This window comes from Nonomuraea sp. SYSU D8015, assembly GCF_008065375.1.
GTDB lineage: Bacteria > Actinomycetota > Actinomycetes > Streptosporangiales > Streptosporangiaceae > Nonomuraea.
Genome location: NZ_VJYI01000024.1, coordinates 132,071 through 149,611, shown reverse-complemented (window position 1 = coordinate 149,611; position 17,541 = coordinate 132,071). Strand labels below are relative to the sequence as shown.

Annotated in this window: 20 protein-coding genes; 12 read left to right on the top strand and 8 right to left on the bottom strand. The window is 72.1% G+C overall.

Annotated features, from left to right (window positions below; all coding sequences use genetic code 11):
* Window positions 1–139 precede the first annotated feature (139 nt).
* A complete protein-coding gene (locus ID574_RS48625; protein WP_188195868.1) occupies window positions 140–1,129 on the bottom strand; it encodes a helix-turn-helix transcriptional regulator in 990 nt (329 codons plus the stop codon).
* 46 nt (window positions 1,130–1,175) lie between these two features.
* Between ID574_RS48625 and ID574_RS48620 the strand changes: the two genes are divergently transcribed.
* Window positions 1,176–1,628, top strand: a complete 453-nt coding sequence (locus tag ID574_RS48620) for a hypothetical protein (RefSeq protein WP_188195867.1) — start codon at window positions 1,176–1,178, stop codon at window positions 1,626–1,628.
* Here the strand turns inward: ID574_RS48620 and ID574_RS48615 are convergent.
* Window positions 1,615–1,956 carry a hypothetical protein gene (locus tag ID574_RS48615; protein WP_188195866.1) on the bottom strand — a complete coding sequence of 114 codons (342 nt, stop codon included), beginning with the start codon at window positions 1,954–1,956 and terminating at the stop codon, window positions 1,615–1,617. The two genes, ID574_RS48620 and ID574_RS48615, sit on opposite strands and share 14 nt — an antisense overlap.
* 72 nt (window positions 1,957–2,028) lie before the next feature.
* Between ID574_RS48615 and ID574_RS48610 the strand changes: the two genes are divergently transcribed.
* Window positions 2,029–2,790 (top strand): SDR family oxidoreductase, encoded by a 762-nt coding sequence (locus tag ID574_RS48610; protein ID WP_223167848.1) that lies wholly within the window; start codon window positions 2,029–2,031, stop codon window positions 2,788–2,790.
* A 5-nt stretch (window positions 2,791–2,795) separates the two neighbouring features.
* On the opposite strand, the gene ID574_RS48605 is transcribed toward ID574_RS48610, so the two are convergent.
* Window positions 2,796–3,233 (bottom strand): hypothetical protein, encoded by a 438-nt coding sequence (locus ID574_RS48605; RefSeq protein ID WP_188195864.1) that lies wholly within the window; start codon window positions 3,231–3,233, stop codon window positions 2,796–2,798.
* A gap of 128 nt (window positions 3,234–3,361) precedes the next feature.
* On the opposite strand from ID574_RS48605, the gene ID574_RS48600 reads away from it, so the two are divergent.
* From ID574_RS48600 to nhaA, 3 genes are read left to right on the top strand one after another with little or no spacing between them, the layout of a single operon-like run.
* The gene (locus ID574_RS48600; protein WP_188195863.1) at window positions 3,362–4,051 is read left to right on the top strand and encodes a GAP family protein; all 690 of its coding nucleotides are present in this window, start codon (window positions 3,362–3,364) and stop codon (window positions 4,049–4,051) included.
* Window positions 4,052–4,079: 28 nt separating this feature from the next.
* The gene (locus tag ID574_RS48595; RefSeq protein ID WP_188195862.1) at window positions 4,080–5,921 is read left to right on the top strand and encodes a VWA domain-containing protein; all 1,842 of its coding nucleotides are present in this window, start codon (window positions 4,080–4,082) and stop codon (window positions 5,919–5,921) included.
* A gap of 46 nt (window positions 5,922–5,967) precedes the next feature.
* Window positions 5,968–7,791 (top strand): Na+/H+ antiporter NhaA, encoded by a 1,824-nt coding sequence (nhaA, locus tag ID574_RS48590; protein WP_188195861.1) that lies wholly within the window; start codon window positions 5,968–5,970, stop codon window positions 7,789–7,791.
* A gap of 30 nt (window positions 7,792–7,821) precedes the next feature.
* Here nhaA and ID574_RS48585 read toward each other — a convergent pair whose 3' ends face one another.
* The 4 genes from ID574_RS48585 to ID574_RS48570 form a co-directional block, all read right to left on the bottom strand.
* On the bottom strand, window positions 7,822–9,192 hold the full coding sequence (locus ID574_RS48585; RefSeq protein WP_188195860.1) for a Dyp-type peroxidase: 1,371 nt from the start codon (window positions 9,190–9,192) through the stop codon (window positions 7,822–7,824).
* A 128-nt stretch (window positions 9,193–9,320) separates the two neighbouring features.
* Entirely contained in the window at window positions 9,321–10,313 is a 993-nt protein-coding gene (locus ID574_RS62315; protein WP_188195859.1) for a lytic polysaccharide monooxygenase auxiliary activity family 9 protein, read from the bottom strand.
* A gap of 41 nt (window positions 10,314–10,354) precedes the next feature.
* Window positions 10,355–11,665: a sensor histidine kinase gene (locus ID574_RS48575; protein ID WP_188195858.1), complete on the bottom strand. Its 1,311-nt coding sequence runs from the start codon at window positions 11,663–11,665 to the stop codon at window positions 10,355–10,357.
* A gap of 10 nt (window positions 11,666–11,675) precedes the next feature.
* Window positions 11,676–12,353, bottom strand: a complete 678-nt coding sequence (locus tag ID574_RS48570) for a response regulator transcription factor (RefSeq protein ID WP_188195857.1) — start codon at window positions 12,351–12,353, stop codon at window positions 11,676–11,678.
* 27 nt (window positions 12,354–12,380) lie between these two features.
* Here ID574_RS48570 and ID574_RS48565 point away from each other — a divergent pair, with 27 nt between their 5' ends.
* Together ID574_RS48565 and ID574_RS48560 are read left to right on the top strand one after the other, a co-directional pair.
* The gene (locus ID574_RS48565; RefSeq protein WP_188195856.1) at window positions 12,381–12,851 is read left to right on the top strand and encodes a hypothetical protein; all 471 of its coding nucleotides are present in this window, start codon (window positions 12,381–12,383) and stop codon (window positions 12,849–12,851) included.
* 80 nt (window positions 12,852–12,931) lie between these two features.
* Window positions 12,932–13,315, top strand: coding sequence for a hypothetical protein (locus ID574_RS48560; RefSeq protein ID WP_188195855.1), 384 nt, complete (start codon window positions 12,932–12,934; stop codon window positions 13,313–13,315).
* On the opposite strand, the gene ID574_RS48555 is transcribed toward ID574_RS48560, so the two are convergent.
* Window positions 13,312–13,806: a 2-thiouracil desulfurase family protein gene (locus ID574_RS48555; protein WP_188195854.1), complete on the bottom strand. Its 495-nt coding sequence runs from the start codon at window positions 13,804–13,806 to the stop codon at window positions 13,312–13,314. The genes ID574_RS48560 and ID574_RS48555 overlap by 4 nt on opposite strands.
* Before the next feature lie 86 nt (window positions 13,807–13,892).
* Between ID574_RS48555 and ID574_RS48550 the strand changes: the two genes are divergently transcribed.
* From ID574_RS48550 to ID574_RS48530, 5 genes are all read left to right on the top strand, one after another.
* Entirely contained in the window at window positions 13,893–14,255 is a 363-nt protein-coding gene (locus ID574_RS48550) for a hypothetical protein (RefSeq protein ID WP_188195853.1), read from the top strand.
* Window positions 14,252–14,662 carry a hypothetical protein gene (locus ID574_RS48545; RefSeq protein ID WP_188195852.1) on the top strand — a complete coding sequence of 137 codons (411 nt, stop codon included), beginning with the start codon at window positions 14,252–14,254 and terminating at the stop codon, window positions 14,660–14,662. The genes ID574_RS48550 and ID574_RS48545 overlap by 4 nt, the downstream gene beginning before the upstream one ends.
* A 31-nt stretch (window positions 14,663–14,693) precedes the next feature.
* On the top strand, window positions 14,694–15,296 hold the full coding sequence (locus ID574_RS48540; protein WP_188195851.1) for an SRPBCC family protein: 603 nt from the start codon (window positions 14,694–14,696) through the stop codon (window positions 15,294–15,296).
* A gap of 151 nt (window positions 15,297–15,447) precedes the next feature.
* The gene (locus tag ID574_RS48535; RefSeq protein WP_336245624.1) at window positions 15,448–16,668 is read left to right on the top strand and encodes a CynX/NimT family MFS transporter; all 1,221 of its coding nucleotides are present in this window, start codon (window positions 15,448–15,450) and stop codon (window positions 16,666–16,668) included.
* Window positions 16,669–16,672: 4 nt separating this feature from the next.
* The gene (locus tag ID574_RS48530; RefSeq protein WP_188195850.1) at window positions 16,673–17,503 is read left to right on the top strand and encodes an alanyl-tRNA editing protein; all 831 of its coding nucleotides are present in this window, start codon (window positions 16,673–16,675) and stop codon (window positions 17,501–17,503) included.
* Window positions 17,504–17,541 lie beyond the last annotated feature (38 nt).

Genomic DNA, 17,541 nt, shown 5'->3' with positions numbered 1-17,541 from the left:
GAAAGTTTCACGGTCGCACTGTGCCTGGTGGAGTCCCCGTGAGTGTCCCTTTGTGGGCTTGACGACGGCATGGATCAAGCGGCGAACGGTATGAAACTTTCGACGAACGGTCGTCCTCAGGCCCTGAGCGCGGAAGCCGTCAGCTCCCGCCGCCACCGCTCCCGTACCGCTCGGCGAGCACCTTGGCCGTGGCCGCCAGCCGGTCGCGCAGCTCCCCGGGCGCCAGCACCTCGGCGTCCACGCCCAGCCTCAGGAACTCGGCCAGCGCGTGCTCGATCGACTCGATCGGCACCGTGACCCGCGTCCAGCCCTCCTCGTCCGGCGGCTCCGCGGTCTCCCGCGCCGCGGCCACCACGCCCGGCGTCATGAGATCGGCCAGCCGCTCCACGCCGCGCGGCGAGAGCCGCACGACCGCCTCGCCCCACCGCAGTCTGGCCTCGAACTCCGCCAGGTACCCCTGCCAGTACGCCGCCAGGTCGAAGCCCTCGGGCCGGGTGAACCGCTCGTCGAGCGGGTGCAGGTCGAGGATCTGGGAGACGCGGTAGGTGCGCACGTCCTCGCCCACCGCCGCCACGAGATACCACCGCCCCGCCTTGACGACCAGCCCGTACGGGTCCAGCCGCCGCTCCACCTCCTGTGGCGCCCTCCACCGCCGGTACCTGACCTGGACGCGGCGCTCGTTCCAGACGGCGTCGGCCACGGCCGGCAGGTACGTGACGGGCTCCCGTTCCCGGTACCACGTGGGCGCGTCCAGGTGGAAGCGCTCCTGAATGCGCCCGGCCCGGTCGCGCAGCTCCACCGGCAGCGCGGCCATGAGCTTGAGCTGCGCGGCCGTCACCACCGCGCCCAGCCCCAGCTCGGCCGCCGGGCCCGGCAGCCCGGCCAGGAACAGCGACTCGGCCTCGTCCGCGGTCAGGCCGGTGAGCCGGGTGCGGTAGCCGTCGAGCAGCTGGTAGCCGCCCTTCGGGCCCGCGTCGCCGTACAGGGGGATGCCGGCCGCGTGGAGCGACTCGACGTCCCGGTAGATCGTGCGGACCGAGACCTCGAGCCGGTCGGCCAGCTCCTGCGCGGTCATCCGGCCGCGCGTCTGCAGGAGCAGCAGGATCGAAACCAGGCGAGAGGCACGCATAGACGCTGACACTACCTGTCAGTGACCCGGGCCTACGGTCGGCCGCATGAACGACTTCGACTTTCTCGCCGGCCGCTGGAACGTCACCAACCGCCGCCTGGTGAAACCCCTCTCCGGGAGCGACGAATGGGACGAGTTCCCCGGCCGTTCCGTCGCCACCCGGCACTTCGACGGGGCCGCCAGCTTCGACGAGATCACATTTCCGACCAAGGGGTCCAGCGGACTGACCGTGCGCGTGTACAACCCCGAGACGAGGCAGTGGTCCATCTACTGGGCCAGCAGCACCCGCGGGGTGCTCGACACCTCCCCGATGGTCGGCGCGTTCGAGGGGGAGCGGGGCGAGTTCCACGGTGAGGAGACCTGTGAGGGCAGGCGGGTGCCGTGCCGGTTCGTCTGGACCGTGCTCGGCCCGGACCGCGCCCGCTGGGAGCAGGCGTTCTCGGCGGACGGCGGGGAGACCTGGGAGACGAACTGGATCATGGAGTTCACCCGAGCGTGACGGTCCCCAGCGCGCGCGGCGTGGTGGACGGGGCCACGCCGGCGGTGCTGCGCACCCACAGGACCGCGGCCACGGCCAGGGCCGCGATCAGCAGCACCAGCCCGCCCACCACGACCACCCACCACCAGGCGGACCTCGGCGGCTTGGTCTCGTAGTGGGTGACGTCGGGCAGCATGTCCGGCGTGTACGGCAGTCGCTGCGTCGAGGGCACCTCGGGCGGGTCCGCCCGCGGCGGCTGCGTGGGGCGGGGGTAGCGGCGGCGGACCGTCTTGTCGGGATCCGCCTCCTGTCCGTCATGCTGGTCTGGGTTCATGATCCCCTCGAGCACGCTGCGGAGTGTGGGTTTCCGCGAACATTGTCACACTCGTGAGGGCTGTCCCGTCCAGATGGCATGACATGTGTGCTGGTGACGGGAGGGAGCGGCCGCCTCGGCCGCGTCGTGGTGGAGCGGCTGGTCGAGGCCGGGTTCGAGGTGCGGGCGGCCAGCCGGTCCGCGCGCGCCCCGGGCGGTGGCGTGCGCTGGGTCGCGGCGGATCTGACCACCGGCCGGGGCCTGGCCGAAGCGGTGGCCGGGGCGGATGCCGTCGTGCACCTGGCCTCGGCGCCGTACAAGGGCCGCTACACGCTGCGGGTGGAGCTCGACGGCACGTCCGCGCTGCTCGCGGCGGCCCGCGAGGCAGGGGTGGGACACATTCTCTACACCTCGATCGTGGGCACGGACCGGGTGCCCTGGGGCTACTTCAGGACGAAGGTCCGGGCCGAGCGGCTCATCCAGGAGGGCGGGGTGCCGTGGACGATCCTGCGGGCCACGCAGTTCCACGAGTTCATCGAGCAGGCCCTGCGCGGCATGGCCAGGCTCGGTGTGCTGGTCGCCGATCCCGGGATCCCGGCGCAGCCGGTGGACGTCAGGGACGTGGCCCGTCATCTGGTGTCCCTGATCGAGCGCGGGCCCGGCCGGGAGATCGAGGACTTCGGCGGACCCGAGGTGATGACCATGGCGGAGGCCGCCGAGCGCTGGTTGCGGGCCCGGGGGCTGCGGCGGCCGGTGCTGCGGGTGCGGGTGCCCGGCACGCTGGGCCGGGCGTTCCGGGCCGGCCACCTGACCACGAAGGCCCAGCCCACCGGCGAGATCACCTGGGGCGACTACCTGAGGGGAGCGTGACCGGCTCAGCCCTGCGGCGGGCCCTGCCAGCCCGGGGGCTGCTGCTGGAACGGCGGCTGCCCCCATGGCGGCTGCTGCGGTTGCTGCCAGCCCGGCCTCTGGGGCGGCGCGGGCTGCTGTGGGTTGCGCCGGGCCACCACGGCGAAGATCAGCAGGCCAGTGCCGATCAGGCTGAAGCCGAAGGAGATCACTGTCGAGATGGTGAAGGCCACTCCCAAGTCGAACAGGTCGGCCAGCATGCCGTCCAGGAAGCCCCGTGCGACGTTGAACAACGCTCCCAGCAGGAGCACCACGCAGCCCAGGATCCCGATCACCGCCCCCCGCCCGTGCTCGCGTCGGCGCGCCGCCATGAGGGCGATCCCGGCGATCAGCAGGATGCCCAACAGGACGACCCCGATGAGGCTGAGGATGCTGATGAGTTGGTAGGGGGGCGTTTCCTCCATCAAGCTACTCCCGCGCGTAGAGGGGTATCCCACAGTAGCGTCAACGGGACGGGTGCATCGAAGGATGTATGGCAGGTTCGATCCGCTGGAGGAGGCGTCCACCCCGGCCTGACCAGCAGGATCGCTGTATGACAATCGGACTGATGCTCACCCTCGCCGCCCTGGCGGTGATCGACAGCACCAGCTTCGGCACCCTGGTCATCCCCGTCTACCTGCTGCTGGCCTCGGAGCGGTCGAGGGCGACGCGGCTGCTGATCTATCTCGGCACCATCGCGGTCTTCTACTTCCTGGTCGGGGTCGCGCTGATGCTGGGGCTGTCGGCGGCCATGGAGAGCTTCGGCGACGCGCTGCACAGCCGCCCGGCGTACTGGGCGCAGCTCGCCCTCGGCGTGGGGCTGTTCGTGCTGAGCTACCGGTTCGATCCCAAGTGGCGGGCGAAGCACGGCAAGCCGGAACGCCGGCTCGAGCCGCGGACGGGCGGGCCCCGTGTGATGGTGCTGCTGGCGCTCACGGCCGGGGTGATCGAGGTGGCCACGATGGTGCCGTACTTGGCGGCCGTCGGCGTCATGACGACCTCCGGCCTGGCCGCCGGTCAGTGGCTGCCGCTGCTCGCCGGCTACGTGATCGTCATGATCCTGCCGCCGCTGGCGCTCATGGGCCTGCGCGGGATCGCCGGGCACCGGCTGGAGCCGAAGCTGGAGCGGCTGCGGGCGTGGCTGACCAAGCACTCGGCCTCCATGGTGAGCTGGACCCTCGCGATCGTCGGCTTCCTGCTGGCCCGAGATGCCGCGTTCTACCTGTTCTTCCAGTCCGATTGATCAATAATTTCGTGCTATGTCGCGGCTCATGTCGGTCATTCTTCTCGTGTTGTCCCCCTTCGTCGTCCCCTCCGCCGCCGAGCCCGCCGGGGAGCTGGTGGTGCTGCTGGACGTCTCCGGGTCGATGGAGGAGAGCGACGGGTCGGGGTCCACCCGCATCGCGGCCGCCCGCAAGGCCATCGGCGGCATCGTGGACGCCGCCCCCGACGGGGCGCTGCTGGGCCTGCGGTCGTACGGCGGCGGCTGCACGGAGACGGATCTGCACCTGCGCCCGTCCCCGTTGGATCGCGACGCGTTCAAGCGCAAGGTCGCCGCCCTGCGCCCTCGCGGCGACACCCCCATCGCGTACGCGCTCAAGCAGGCGGCCGAGGACTTCACCGGCGACGGCCCCAAGACCATCCTGCTGGTCTCCGACGGCGAGGAGACCTGCGGCGGCGACCCGGTCGCCACGGCCGCGGAGCTGGTGAAGAAGGGCGTCGACGTGCAGATCGACGTGGTCGGCTTCCGGGTGCGGGACGCCGCGAGGAGCCAGCTGGTCAGGATCGCCAAGGAGGGCGGCGGCCGGTACGCCGACGCCCAGAACGGTGACCAGCTCGCCGGACGCCTGCGCAGGCTGGCCCAGCGCGCCCTGCGCGGCCAGTCCCCGGTCGGCACTCCGGTCACCGGCACCCCCGACCGGCAGTCGGCGCCGCTGCTCAAGCCGGGCGCGTACCTGGACGAGATGCCGCCGGGCGGCGACGTCAAGCGTCACTACGCCTTCGACCTGCCCGCCGGCGCCACCGCGTACGTCGGGCTGAGGATCGGCGTGACCACCCCGCTCGGCGCCAGGGCCGTGATCGGCTCCGGCCTGTCCATCTGGCCGTCGGACGGCGCCGCCGCGTGCGTCACCCGCGACCTCATGACCGACCTGCCCAGCGGCGGCAGCGCCTTCGTGGTCGGCAACGCCCAGATCACCGAGGGCGGGGGCCCGTGCGAGAAGGCCGGCCGCTTCACGATCGAGGTGGACAACAGGGGCGACCAGGTGCGCGACTCCACCGCCCCACTCGAGCTCACGCTGATCGTCGAGCCGCCGGCCGTCGACGCCGGCTCCCTCCCGCCCCCCGCCACGGCCGCGGAGACCGTGGAGCCGCAGGTCCAGGCCTCAGGGGCGGCCCACATCGCGGGCAGCGGCTCGTACGGCGACGGCCCCGTGCTCGCGGACGGCCGCTACACCGACACCATGATCCCCGGCGAGGAGGCGTACTTCCGGGTGCCGCTCGCCTACGGGCAGCGGCTGACGTACCGGATCGAGGTCCCGGGCCTGTCCGAGGGCGACCGGCGCGCGCTGGGCGGCGCGCGGCTGCGGCTGTCGAGCTCCATCCTCAGCCCCGAGAACCCGCGCGTGCTCGGCGGCCGCGAGAACTACGCGTGGCAGCCGACCCTCGGCGACCAGCCGCAGTCGTTCACCGGCTCGTCGGTGCCGGTGGCCTACCGCAACCGGGAGTCGGACCAGGACTTCATCAAGGACACCACCCTGCCGGGGTACTACAACCTGTGGGTGCGGCTGTTCACCGACCGCGGCGACCCGTACGTCGAGGTGCCCGTGACCCTGACCGTGGACGTGCAGGGCGAGCCCGCGGGCGTGCCCACGCTCGCCGACCCGACCGGGCTCGGCCCGCCCGACCGGCAGCAGGGCCTATCGCTCGTCCCCGAGCCGCGTGTCGTCACCCCGCGGCCCGCGGCGTCCACGGCCGCCGCGCCGCCGGCGACCCAGGCGGGCGCGTCCAGCGTGCTGCCGCTGCTGCTGGTCCTGTCGACCACCGCCCTGGCCGTGGTCACGGCCGGTGCGATCTGGATCGTGCGGCGCACCCGCCGACGCCCCCTCCGGTGAGCTGAAACCGCCCCTCTAGGATCGGGTCTCCGGGGGGAGATCCGAGATGTTGCGTTCCTTTTTCAGGACCGAGGCCGGCAGCACCAGCGTGCTTCTCGTGGCCACCGTCCTGGCCCTGCTCTGGGCGAACTCTCCCTGGGGAGACACCTACGAGGCCTTCTGGCACACGCCGATGGGCATCACCTTCGGCGACGCCGTCTTCTCGCTGGACCTGAGGCACTGGGTCAACGACGGCCTCATGACGCTGTTCTTCTTCGTCGTCGGGCTCGAGGTCTCCTACGAGATGCGGCTCGGGCAGTTGCGCGACCGGCGGCTGATCGCCGTGCCGGCGGTGGCGGCGTTCGGCGGGATGCTGGTGCCGGCCGGCGTCTACCTGCTGCTCAACTTCGGTGGGCCCGGCGCCGGCGGGTGGGGCGTGCCGATCGCCACCGACACCGCCTTCGTGCTGGGCCTGCTGGGCGTGGTCGGGGCGCGGTGTCCCGATCCGCTGCGGGCGTTCCTGCTGACGCTGGCCATCGTGGACGACGTGCTGGCCATCATGATCATCGCGGTGTTCTACACCGAGAGCCTGGCCGTCCCCGCCCTCTTGGCCGCCGCCGCGTTGCTGGCGGCCATCGTCACGTTGCGGTGGCTGCGGATCTGGCGGGCGCCGGCCTACATCGTGCTGGGGTTCGCGCTCTGGGTGGCCACCCTGGAGAGCGGGGTGCATCCCACGCTGGTCGGCATCGCGCTGGGCGTGCTGGTGTTCGTCTACGCCCCCTCCGACCAGAAGCTGCTGCTCGCCGGCGAGGCCGTGCACGAGTTCACGAGCGAGCCGAGCGCCCGGGCGGCCAGGGAGGCCACACGGCGGGTCCAGCGCGCGGTCTCCGTGAACGAGCGGCTGCAGCTGCGGCTGCACCCGTGGAGCAGCTACGTGATCGTGCCGGTGTTCGCGCTGGCGAACGCAGGGGTGCGGCTCGACGGCGCGACCCTGGCGGCGGCGGCCACCTCACCGGTGGCCATCGGCGTGGCGCTGGGACTGGTGCTCGGGAAGATCGCCGGCATCTCGCTCGGCACGTGGCTGCCGCTCAGGTTCGGGTGGGGGATCCTGCCGGGAAACCTGGTGTGGGGGCAGTTGCTGGGCGGGGCGGCCGTGTCCGGGATCGGCTTCACGGTGGCGCTGTTCATCGTGGACCTGGCCTTCGACGACACGGCGATCCAGGATCAGGCGAAGATCGGGATCCTGGCGGGGTCGCTGCTGTCCGCCCTGATCGGATGGGTGATCTTCCGGTTGGCGTGGGATCGGGGCGGGGTCTGCGCGCCGCCGGAGGCCGAGCCCGGCGAGGAGCTGCCCGAGCTCCTGTCCGTGCCCGTGGGGCCGGACGACCACGTGCGGGGGCCGGAGGACGCCAGGATCACGATCGTGGAGTACGGCGACTTTGAGTGCCCGTACTGCGGCCGCCTCCATCCCGTCCTGGAGGAGCTGCGCGAGAAGAACCCCGACGTGCGGCTGGTGTTCCGGCACTTCCCGCTCCGGACCCTTCACCCGCGGGCCGCCCCCTCCGCGATCGTCTCCGAGGCCGCCGCCGACCAGGGCCGGTTCTGGGAGATGCACGACATCCTCTACGACAACCAGCGCTTCCTCACCGACGCCGACCTGGCACACTACGCCGCCCAGCTGGATGTCGAGCCCTGGTCGGACGTGCCGGGGCACGTCGCCAGGGTCGCCGTGGACGAGGCGTCGGGCCGCGACAGCGGCGTGCGCGGCACGCCGACCCTCTTCCTGAACGGCGTCCGCTACCAGGGCCCGCTGGACCTCGACTCGATCACCCGGGCAGTGGAAGCACTTCGCGACCAGGGCACCGGAGGAACGGAGCCGCCGCACCGGTGAACCGCTGGGGCGCCGAGCCCCCAGCGGGTGTCACAGATTGCGCAGGTACGCCAGCGACGGCGCGAAGAAGTACTCCCCGCCCTTCATCGTGACCGTCTGCGCCACCTGGGTCTGCGGGAGCGACATCTCCGGCTTGCCCCAGGCCTTGGGGAAGGAGACCTTGATGTCCCGCTCGCCCTGGCCGATGACCGGGTCATGGCCCGTCGCCGGCTGCTCGAAGTCCGGGTTGTTCGCCCAGGTCTGCTGCGTGAATTCGAACTGGTCGCGCAGGCTGCCGTTGAACGCCATGAACAGCAGGCCGACCTCCCCACTGGGACGGTCCTCGGGCGGCGAGTCGTTCCACGGGTCGTCGGTGCGCTCCCCGTACGTCTGCCCTCGCCTGGCCATGATCACCTCACGCCCGAACGAGCGCGGGTTGGTCTTCCTGACGTGCCCGCTGAACGGGCACTTGCTGCCGTCGTCCCCGTCGAAGGTGAAGTCGTTGGCCACCGGCCCGCCGCCCGCCTTCGGCTTACTGGTCAGGGGCGTGCCGTCCTTGAAACGGCCGACGAGCATGGCGCCCGCCCGGTCGCGGTCGACGCCGGTCAGGCCGAGCCCGTCGGCCAGGTCGCGCTCGATCTCCTTGAACGCCCGCACGTTCTGCTCCAGCTTCCTGAACACCAGGTAGCTGCCGTGGTGGCGGGCCGGGTTGGGCGCGAGCGGGTCCGGCAGCAGCACGTTGGCCAGCGGGAACGCCGGGTTCCAGCGCTTCTTCGGCTCTCTGTCCACCTCGTCCTTGAGGAACAGCGGCTGGCTGCGGCCGTCCACGTAGCCGAAGTGCTCGATGCCGTCCCCGGCCGGGTTGCGCATGCCCCGGCCGGTCTCCTCGCCGAGCAGCCGGGCGCTCTCCGGCAGCTCGCCGAGGATCTCCTCGCGCAGCGCCGCCACCGTGTCCGGCCCGTCGTCGCCGATGAGGATGGCGGCGTGGATCTCCCGCTGGTAGGTGCGATCCCACTCCTCCACCGGCGGGTCGTTCACCTCGGCGATCCGCCGCTTCATGCCGTCGCGGAACGCCTTGTCGCGGAACTTGAGCAGGTCGTCGTTCGAGTGGCCGAGGTCGACGTATCCGGCCCTGCTGAGGCCGACGCCGACGTACGGTGTGCCACGGCGGCCGCTCGCGGCGAAGTCGCGCACCTCCTGCAGGTGTTTGCGCGCCGACTTCATCTTCGTGGTCGCGAGCCACCGGAGGAAGGCCTTGCCGTCGGCCGCGTCGTTGAACCGGACGAACAGGACGGAGAGGTGCTCGCGTACGTGTGCGCGCAGGATGTTCGGCTGGAGGTTGTCGAGCATCGCCTTGGTGTCCGCGTCCAATGTGGCCGAGTCCCAGGCCAGGGGTCGTGCGTTGTTCAGGTCGACTGGCATTGCCGAGTCCCTTTCCCCGTTGCGGATGAATATCCGAGCCCCACCTCTACGACTTGTGAGAGGCCGGGAAAGTTTCCCGAAATACCGTCGTTTTTCCCGATCTGTATTTTCCGGTCGGTATTTACCGGTCAGTGGTGAGAAACGGTGAGCGTGGTCCTGGCCACGCCGCCGTTCGCGCAGCGGACCGTGACGGGGAACGTGCCGGCCTTGGCCGTCTTCAGGCTCGGCGACCACACGGCTGCGGGCGTGCCAGGACGGCTGCGCGGCGTGGCGAACGCGTTCGAGACCACGGCGCTCACCTGGGAGCCGCCGCACGCCGCGGTGACCTTCACCTGCTGTCCCATGGCGACGGCCGCGGGGGAGACTCCGACGCCCGCGTCGACGGCCGCCAGAGCGCCCTCCCCGGGCTTCGGGGTGGCGGTCGGCGTGGGCTGCGGGGTCGCCGTCGGCGTCCCGGTGGGCGTCGGGGCGGGAGACGGGTTGCTCTGCCCGAAGACCACGTCCGAGCAGGAGTAGAACGCCTCGGGGCTGTCGCTGCGCTGCCAGATCGCGTAGATCAGGTGCCGTCCCCGCTTGGCGGGCAGCTTGCCGGTCATCGTGTAGAAGCCGTCGGCCACCGCCGGGTTCTGCACGGTGAGGAACGGACTGGCCTCCAGGTCCGACCACTTCAGCGGCTTGGCCGGGTCGTAGCCGTCCTTCGTGATGTACAGCTCGAACCCGCCCTTGTGCGGAGCCGTCGCCCGATACCTGAACGTGTGGGATGCCCCGCTCGTCATGGACGTGGCCGGCCAGTCGGCGCGGGCCTGGTCGAAGCCCCGGTACTTGTCCCGGCCGGCGCTGCACAGCCTGCCGTCCGGGATGATCTGGCGGTGCCGGCCGGCCGCGTCGGCGATGTTGACCTCGTTCCAGTCGTAGAGGGGCTGGGTGCCTCCCATCGCGACGGCCTGCTTGCACGCGGCCGACTTCGGGCTCTCCGGGCCCTCGCTGTAGCAGACCATGGTGCGGCTGGGCGGATTGCTCATGGTGCCGTGCGCGGAGGCCGTGCCGGGGGCGACGGCGAGCACGAGCAGGGTGGGGGCGGTCAGGGTGGTGGCGACGAACGCCTTGCGGTTGATCTGCATGCAGATCACCCTGGACTAGGCGATACGGCGAAATAGCGGGCTTAAATGCCCTTTAAGGTTGGCTTAGGCGCCTTTTCAGGGCGCTTGTGGAGCCACAGCTGCACCTCCGCCCCGCCCAGCGACGAGTGGTCCAGCCGCAACGTGCCGCCGGTGGACTCCGCCAGCCTGCGCGCGATGTCCAGCCCGAGCCCGGTGGACCCGCTGCCGCTGGCGCCCCGCTCCAGCGCCGCCTCCGGGTCCGGAATGCCGGGGCCCGCGTCCGCGATCACGACGCCCACCGTCTCCTGTCCCTCGTGCAACGTGACGCTGAACGCCGTGCCCTCCTCCGTGTGCCGGAACACGTTTCCGAGCAGCGCGTCCACCGCCGCCGTCAGCTCGCTCGCCGGCACCGGCACCCGCACCGGCAGCGTCGCGCCGGCCAGCTCCCACGGCCGCCCCTGGTCCTCGGCCAGCGCCGACCAGAACGCCAGCCGCTCGCGCAGCACCTCCGCCGCGTCGCACGAGCGCGCCGCCCGCGCCGACGGCCGCCGCCGGGCCGCCGCGATGATCGTGTCGACCTCGCCCTCCAGCCTGGCCAGGGCCTGCCTGCTGGGCTCTGCCTGAGGCCCGAGGTGGTCCAGGCTGAGCCGGAGCGCGGTGAGCGGCGTGCGCAGCCGGTGCGACAGGTCGGCCGCCATCTCGCGCTCGGCGGCAAGGAGGTGCGTGACCCGGTTCGCCATGGAGTTGAACGCGGTCGCCGCCGCCCGCAGCTCGGGCGGTCCGTCGGGGTAGATGCGCTCGCTCAGGTCGCCGGACCCCAGCGCGGACGCGGCCGTGCCGAGCCGGCGCGCCGCCCGTACCACCCGCGCCCCGAGCCGGTCGCCGACCAGCACCGACCCGGCCACCAGCACCACGGCCACGCCGGTCAGCACCGCCCACGAGGAGAAGACGCCCCGGTTGAGGTCGTCGGCGGGCACGAACACCTCGATCACCGCGCCCCGGTCGCCGTCCAGCGCGACCGGCCGCAGCAGTGCGTACCCAGCGGGCAACTCCACCGTGCCGGCCCGGGTCTGGGTGGCGGCCCTGGCCACCTCGGCGGCCGGCGCGCGGGAGGTCCCGGCCGTGGCGCCGCCCTTGACGTGGATGGCCAGCAGGCCGCGCCGCCCCGCCTCCGTGCGGGCCATGGCATGGCCGAGATCGGCGCTCCTGGTGGTCAGCGCCAGCACCGGCACCAGGGCGGACGCCTGCCGCTCGGCCCCGGCCAGCGCCCTGCTCTGCGCGGTCTCCCTGACGATCAGCGCGAGCGGTACGAGGAAGGCCAGCGCCACCATCGAGGTGACCGCGACCATCAGGACGGCGAGCGTCCGCCTCATCGCGGCCCGCTCACCGGGGCGCCGACAGCATGACGCCGACGCCGCGGACGGTGTGCAGGTAACGCGGCCGGGAGGCGCTCTCGCCGAGCTTGCGCCGCAGCCACGACAGGTGCACGTCGATGGTCTGGTCGTCGCCGTACGACAGCCGCCAGACCTCCGCCAGCAGCTCCTTGCGGGTCACCACCCGGTCGGCGCGGGCGGCGAGGTAGGCGAGCAGGTCGAACTCGCGCCTGGTCAGCGAGAGAGCCCCGCCGTCGAGCGCGGCCTCACGCCGGCCCACGTCCACGACCAGGCCGCCCACCCGGAGCGTCTGGGGCGCGGGCGCCGACCTGGCGCGGCGCAGCACCGCGTCCAGCCGGGCGCTCAGGTGGTCGCCGGAGAACGGCTTGACCAGGTAGTCGTCGGCTCCGGCCCGCAGCAGCCGGACGATCTCGGCCTCGTCGTCGCGGGCCGTCGCCACGATGACCGGCACGTCGGAGATCCCGCGCACCATCCGCAGCGCCTCGGAGCCGTCCAGGTCGGGCAGGCCGAGATCCAGGATGACGGCGTCCGGCGGACGCTGGGAGATCTCCCTGAGCGCGTCCAGCGCGCAGCCCGCGCTGCGGACGGCGTGCTGCCGCCGGTCGAGCTCGTGGATGATCGCTGATCTGACGAATTCGTCGTCTTCTACTACGAGAACCGTCGCCATGCGCCCCAACCGTACATAATTCCTCCCATGCGTCGGGCTCTTCGATACGTTGCGATCTGGTGCGGTGCCACCGCGGTCGCCGTGTCGGTGTCCTGGTTCGGAGTACGCGGGGTGCTGCGCAGCGAGTTCGTGGACGACGTCGCCGTCCAGCCGTTCGCCGCCCGGACGGCGGGTGCCGGCGTCCCCGCGCCGGAGACGCCCGCGCCCGAGACCCCCGCGCCGCGCCGGACCACGAGAAAGCCGGTCGCCCCGAAACCCGCGCCGACCCCCGCCGCGGGGCCGGGATCGCTCAAGGTGGTGACGGTCAAGGGCGGGGAGGTGGCGTTCAGGATCGGGCCGGACGGCTGCCGCCTGGTGTCGGCCACCCCGGTCAGCGGCTACACCGCCAAGGTGGCCCGCGCCGACGGCTGGATCAGGGTGGACCTCGCCAAGGGACAGCACGGCACGGGCGTGTTCTGCATCGGCCACGAGCGGCGCACCGACACCTGGGAATACTGACGCCGTACTGCGGATGTGGTACGGCGACCGCCTCCCCGGGGACGATGGCCGGGCCTCGTCCGAGTGCGAACGTGGTGAGCATGCACGCACTGCGCAAAGCCCTGGGCTGGCTCTCCGTGACGTACGCTGCGGTCTTCTTCACGGCCGCGCTGCTGCACACCGGGACCACGCTCGGCCCGCTGCGCCAGCCCGTGATCGCCCCGGCCGTGATCGTGGAGACGCTGTGCGGCGCCGCGCTGCTCGCCGGGGCCTACGGCGCGCTGGCGGCCACGACGTGGGCCTGGGACGGGCTGATCTACACGCACGCGGGCGCGCTGGCCGGCGTGCTCATGGGCATCATGGCGGTCGGGCTGGGGCCGGGCGGCGCCGCGGCGAACCCGCTGCTCATCTGGTATCACGGCACGATCGCGGCCTTCCTGACCGCCGGGCTGGGCGCGGCCTTCTACGTCTCCAGAGTCCGCTAGGACTCCAGCGTCCGCAGGTATTCGGCCGCCTCGGCGATGTGCTCCTCGGTGAACACGCGGATCCCGTTCAGCTCCAGCAGTGCGGTCGTGACGCCCTGACCGGGCGTGCGGCGCCCGCTGAACGTGCCGTCGTAGATCGACAGCGCGCCGCACGAGGGGCTGCCCTCCTTCAGCACCGCCAGCCTGATCCCGGACGACCGCGCGACGGACAGCGCGGCCCGCGCGCCCGCCAGAAACTCGGCCGTCACGTCGGACCCGTCCGTCGCCACCACGCGGGCGGCGCCGGAGAGCACGGCCGCCCCGCCCGCGCCGCCCTCGATCTCGGCGGCCGGGCGCGGGATCGGCAGCCCGCCCTCCACCTCGGGGCAGAACGGCACCAGCCGCCCCTCCTCGCGCCACCCGGCGAGCCAGGCGTCCGAGCTGGTCTTGGCGCCGCCGTCGTAGCGCACCCGCCGGCCCATCAGGCACGCGCTGACGAGGATTTTCTCCACGCCTTCGATCCTATGAGCGCGATCGGCGTGGGCCCGACGGGCTGCGGCAGCGGGGGCGACACACCTGGGCGATAGCCTTACCCCCGATGAACACCGTCGTCTCCACGATCGTCATCGTCGGCGCGCTGCTGCTGGCGCTGGCGAGCCTGATCGTCGCGATCCGCAACCGGCCGATGGGCATGGTGCTGCTGGTCGGCTTCGCCCTGCTCGAGGTGGCCGTGCTGGTGCAGCTGGGGTTCGTGATCGTGGCGGTGGCCGGCGGCCAGGGGCCTGATGACAAGGCCACGCTGTGGGGTTACCTCGCCGGCGAGGTCGTGATCCCGCCCGCCGGGGTGTTCCTGGCACTGGCCGAGCGGTCCAGGTGGGGGTCGGCGATCCTGGTCGTGGCCGGCTTCGCGATCGCGGTGATGACCGGGCGGCTGCTGCAGATCTGGCAGGGAGTGGCGTGACCGCGTCGCACCGGGACGGCCGGGGCGCCGCCTCGGCCATCGGCACGGGCCCCGGGCGCGCGCTGATCGCCGTCTACGGGCTGTTCTCGCTGGCGGCTGGGGCGCGGGCCGCCGTGCAGATCGCGACCAGGTTCGGCGAGGCGCCGCTGGCGTACTCGCTGTCGGCGTTCGCGGCTCTGGTCTACATCCTGCTCACGGTCGCGCTCTGGCGCGGGGCGCGGCGCCTCGCGCTGGTCGCGCTCGGCATCGAGCTGGCGGGCGTGCTCGTCATCGGCACCGCCAGCCTCCTCGACCCGGCGGCCTTCCCCGACGAGACGGTCTGGTCCGTGTACGGCAGGGGCTATCTGTTCATCCCGCTCGTGCTGCCGCTCGTCGGGCTCTACTGGCTGCTGCGCCGAAGGCGTTAGCCTGCCGCGTGCCCGGGCAGTTGCAGACGCCATGAGCACCATCGAGCACTCAGAAGACGTCGAGGTCCCCATCAGGGTGGCCTACAACCAGTGGACGCAGTTCGAGAGCTTCCCCGAATTCATGGAAGGCGTGGAGTCGGTCAAACAGCTCACCGACACGCGTACCGCCTGGGTGGCTGAGATCGCCGGGGTGCGGCGCGAGTTCGAGGCCGACATCACCGAGCAGCACCCGGACGAGCGCATCGCCTGGCGCACCACCGACAAGCCGCACCAGGCCGGCGTGGTCACCTTCCACCGGATCGACGACAACCGGACCCGGGTCACGCTCCAGATGGAGTACGACCCCGAGGGCTTCGTCGAGACCGCCGGCGACTGGCTGCAGCTGGTCCGCATGCGCGTGGTGGGCGACATGAAGCGGTTCAAGACCTTCATCGAGTCGCGCGGCGGGGAGACCGGCGGCTGGCGCGGCGACGTGCCCGGCCCACACCAGCGCGGCTCCACGTACGGCTCGGACCAGCCGGTCCCGCCCGGCACGGTCGGCGGCGACACCTTCCCGCCCTCCGACACGCTGCCCCCGCCCGGCCCCGTCCCGCCCCGCAACGAGCCCCCGGAGGGCCCGCGCCCGGTCCTGTGACAGCACCAGCCGCTGTCGCGTCGCATCTTGTGCACCGGCCGCCCGCGCGTTCAGCGCGGGCGGCCTGCCTGATGTCGCAGTACCCCTGGGGTCAGGAATAAATGCATGTTTCGGTCCTGTTAAGGTGGTGATTCGTCCCATGATTTGATGAGTGGAGGACCTCCCCCACATGAGTGTGCTCGCCCAAGAGTCCAGAGGAAGAACCACCCCCCTCGCCTGGCTCCTCGTACTGGGGATCGTCCTCGCCGCACTCAACCTCCGCACCGCCGTCACCAGCGTCGGCCCCCTCCTCGACCAGCTCGCGGGCGCACTGGGCATGTCCAGCGTGGGCACCGGTCTGCTCACCACGCTCCCCGTCCTGGCCTTCGCCGGCGTGGGCGCGGTGACCCCGGCGCTCGCCCGCCGCATCGGAGAGCACCGGCTGCTCCTCCTGGCCCTCGTCACGCTCGGCGCCGGCCTGCTGATCAGGTCGCTGGTCGACTCGGCCCCGGTGTTCCTGCTGAGCAGCGCGGTCGCGCTGTCCGGCGGCGCCGTCGGCAACGTGCTCATCCCGACGCTGATCAAGCGCCACTTCCCGGCCCGTACCGGGATCATGACCACCGTCTACACCACGGCGCTGGCGGCGGGCACCATGCTGGCCGCCGCCGCGACCGTGCCGATCGAGCGCGCCTCGGGGGACTGGCACATCGCGCTCGGCGTGTGGGCGGCCCTGGCCGCCGTCGCCGCCATTCCGTGGCTCGCCCTGCTGCGCAGTGAGCCGGAGCGGGACACGGCCGGCGGGGACGCGGGCCTCCGGCGGATGCTCCGCAGCAAGTTGGCCTGGATGATCGCGATCTACTTCGGCACCCAGGCGATGATCGCGTACATCATGTTCGGCTGGCTCGCCACCATCCTCGTCGACGGCGGCTACACCACCTCGCAGGCCGGGCTGATCCTCGGCGTGTTCACCGCCTTGAACATCCCGGTCTCGATCGTCGTGCCCATGGTCGCCTCTCGGTTCCGGGACCAGCGTCCGGTCGTGGTCGGCCTCGTCGCGTTCTACACGGCCGGCTTCCTCGGGCTCTGGATCGGGCCGGTGTCGTGGGCGCCCGCGTGGGTGCTGTTCATCGCCGTCGGGATGGGGTCGTTCCCGCTGGCGCTGATGATGCTGGGCCTGCGCACCCGTACGCCGGAGACCACGGCCGCGCTGTCGGCGTTCGGCCAGAGCGCCGGCTACCTCATCGCGGGCGCGGGCCCGCTGCTCGTCGGCGTGCTGCACCAGCTGGCGGGCGGCTGGTCGCTGCCGTACACACTGATCTTCGCCGTGCTGGTCGCGCAGCTCCTCACCGGCCTGTACGCGGGCCGCGACCGCTTCCTGGAGGACGGAGAATGACGAGGTGAAATCCACCGTCGTCACCTTCCCCAGCGGCCGGGTCGCGGGCCGCTCAGAGATCGTCGGGACCGTGCCGGTGGGAGATCGGCACGGCCTCGTCGTCGCCGAGACCCCCTTCCATCCCCTCGACCACACCTGGCCCGACCAGCCGGCCGACCGCGGCGCCATCGGGGGCGTGCCGGTCGTCGACTGCGTGACCGGAGCCCGGTCCGGCTCCGGCGAGGTCCTCCTCGGCGAGGCCATCCCGGTGCGGCGTGGCACCGAGGGCTGGGAGTGGCTGGTCGTCCACGTGACCGAGACGCCCCTGCCCGTGGGGGCCGAGGTCGAGCTCGAGGTCGACGCCGCGTTCCGCCGGGCGCTGTCGGCCGGGCACACGTCCTGCCACCTGGCGGCGCTCGCGCTCAACGCGGCCCTCGCCCGCCGCTGGCGCAAGGAGGTCGCGCGCGACCGGCTCGGGCACCCCGACTTCGATCAGGCGGCGATCACCTCCTCCCGTATCGCCGAGTACGGCAGCGTGGACGTCTACCGCCTCGGCAAGTCGCTGCGCAAGAAGGGGTTCTCGGCCGACGACCTGGACCCCGCGCAGGTCGCCCGCGAGGTGAACGACCGGCTCAAGGACTGGGTGGCCGCCGACGCGCCGGTCTGGCTCGACGTGCCGGGGCCCGGCCTGACGGCCCGCCGCACCTGGCACTGCGCGCTGCCCGAGGGTGAGGCGTCCATCCCGTGCGGCGGCACGCACGTCGCCCGCACGGCGGAGCTGGGCCGGGTAGAGGTCGCGCTCATGCTGTCGCCGGAGGAATCGACCCTCACCATGCACACCACCTGCGCCGCCTGAATCCTGGAAAATTCCGCGTCAGCATATGCTGACACATC

Excerpts from the sequence above, each read along its gene's own strand:
- ID574_RS48625 (WP_188195868.1), bottom strand. The coding sequence starts at position 1,129 with ATGCGTGCCTCTCGCCTGGTTTCGATCCTGCTGCTCCTGCAGACGCGC.
- ID574_RS48620 (WP_188195867.1), top strand. The coding sequence starts at position 1,176 with ATGAACGACTTCGACTTTCTCGCCGGCCGCTGGAACGTCACCAACCGC.
- ID574_RS48605 (WP_188195864.1), bottom strand. The coding sequence starts at position 3,233 with ATGGAGGAAACGCCCCCCTACCAACTCATCAGCATCCTCAGCCTCATC.
- ID574_RS48600 (WP_188195863.1), top strand. The coding sequence starts at position 3,362 with ATGACAATCGGACTGATGCTCACCCTCGCCGCCCTGGCGGTGATCGAC.
- ID574_RS48595 (WP_188195862.1), top strand. The coding sequence starts at position 4,080 with ATGTCGGTCATTCTTCTCGTGTTGTCCCCCTTCGTCGTCCCCTCCGCC.
- nhaA (WP_188195861.1), top strand. The coding sequence starts at position 5,968 with ATGTTGCGTTCCTTTTTCAGGACCGAGGCCGGCAGCACCAGCGTGCTT.
- ID574_RS48585 (WP_188195860.1), bottom strand. The coding sequence starts at position 9,192 with ATGCCAGTCGACCTGAACAACGCACGACCCCTGGCCTGGGACTCGGCC.
- ID574_RS62315 (WP_188195859.1), bottom strand. The coding sequence starts at position 10,313 with ATGCAGATCAACCGCAAGGCGTTCGTCGCCACCACCCTGACCGCCCCC.
- ID574_RS48575 (WP_188195858.1), bottom strand. The coding sequence starts at position 11,665 with ATGAGGCGGACGCTCGCCGTCCTGATGGTCGCGGTCACCTCGATGGTG.
- ID574_RS48570 (WP_188195857.1), bottom strand. The coding sequence starts at position 12,353 with ATGGCGACGGTTCTCGTAGTAGAAGACGACGAATTCGTCAGATCAGCG.
- ID574_RS48565 (WP_188195856.1), top strand. The coding sequence starts at position 12,381 with ATGCGTCGGGCTCTTCGATACGTTGCGATCTGGTGCGGTGCCACCGCG.
- ID574_RS48560 (WP_188195855.1), top strand. The coding sequence starts at position 12,932 with ATGCACGCACTGCGCAAAGCCCTGGGCTGGCTCTCCGTGACGTACGCT.
- ID574_RS48550 (WP_188195853.1), top strand. The coding sequence starts at position 13,893 with ATGAACACCGTCGTCTCCACGATCGTCATCGTCGGCGCGCTGCTGCTG.
- ID574_RS48540 (WP_188195851.1), top strand. The coding sequence starts at position 14,694 with ATGAGCACCATCGAGCACTCAGAAGACGTCGAGGTCCCCATCAGGGTG.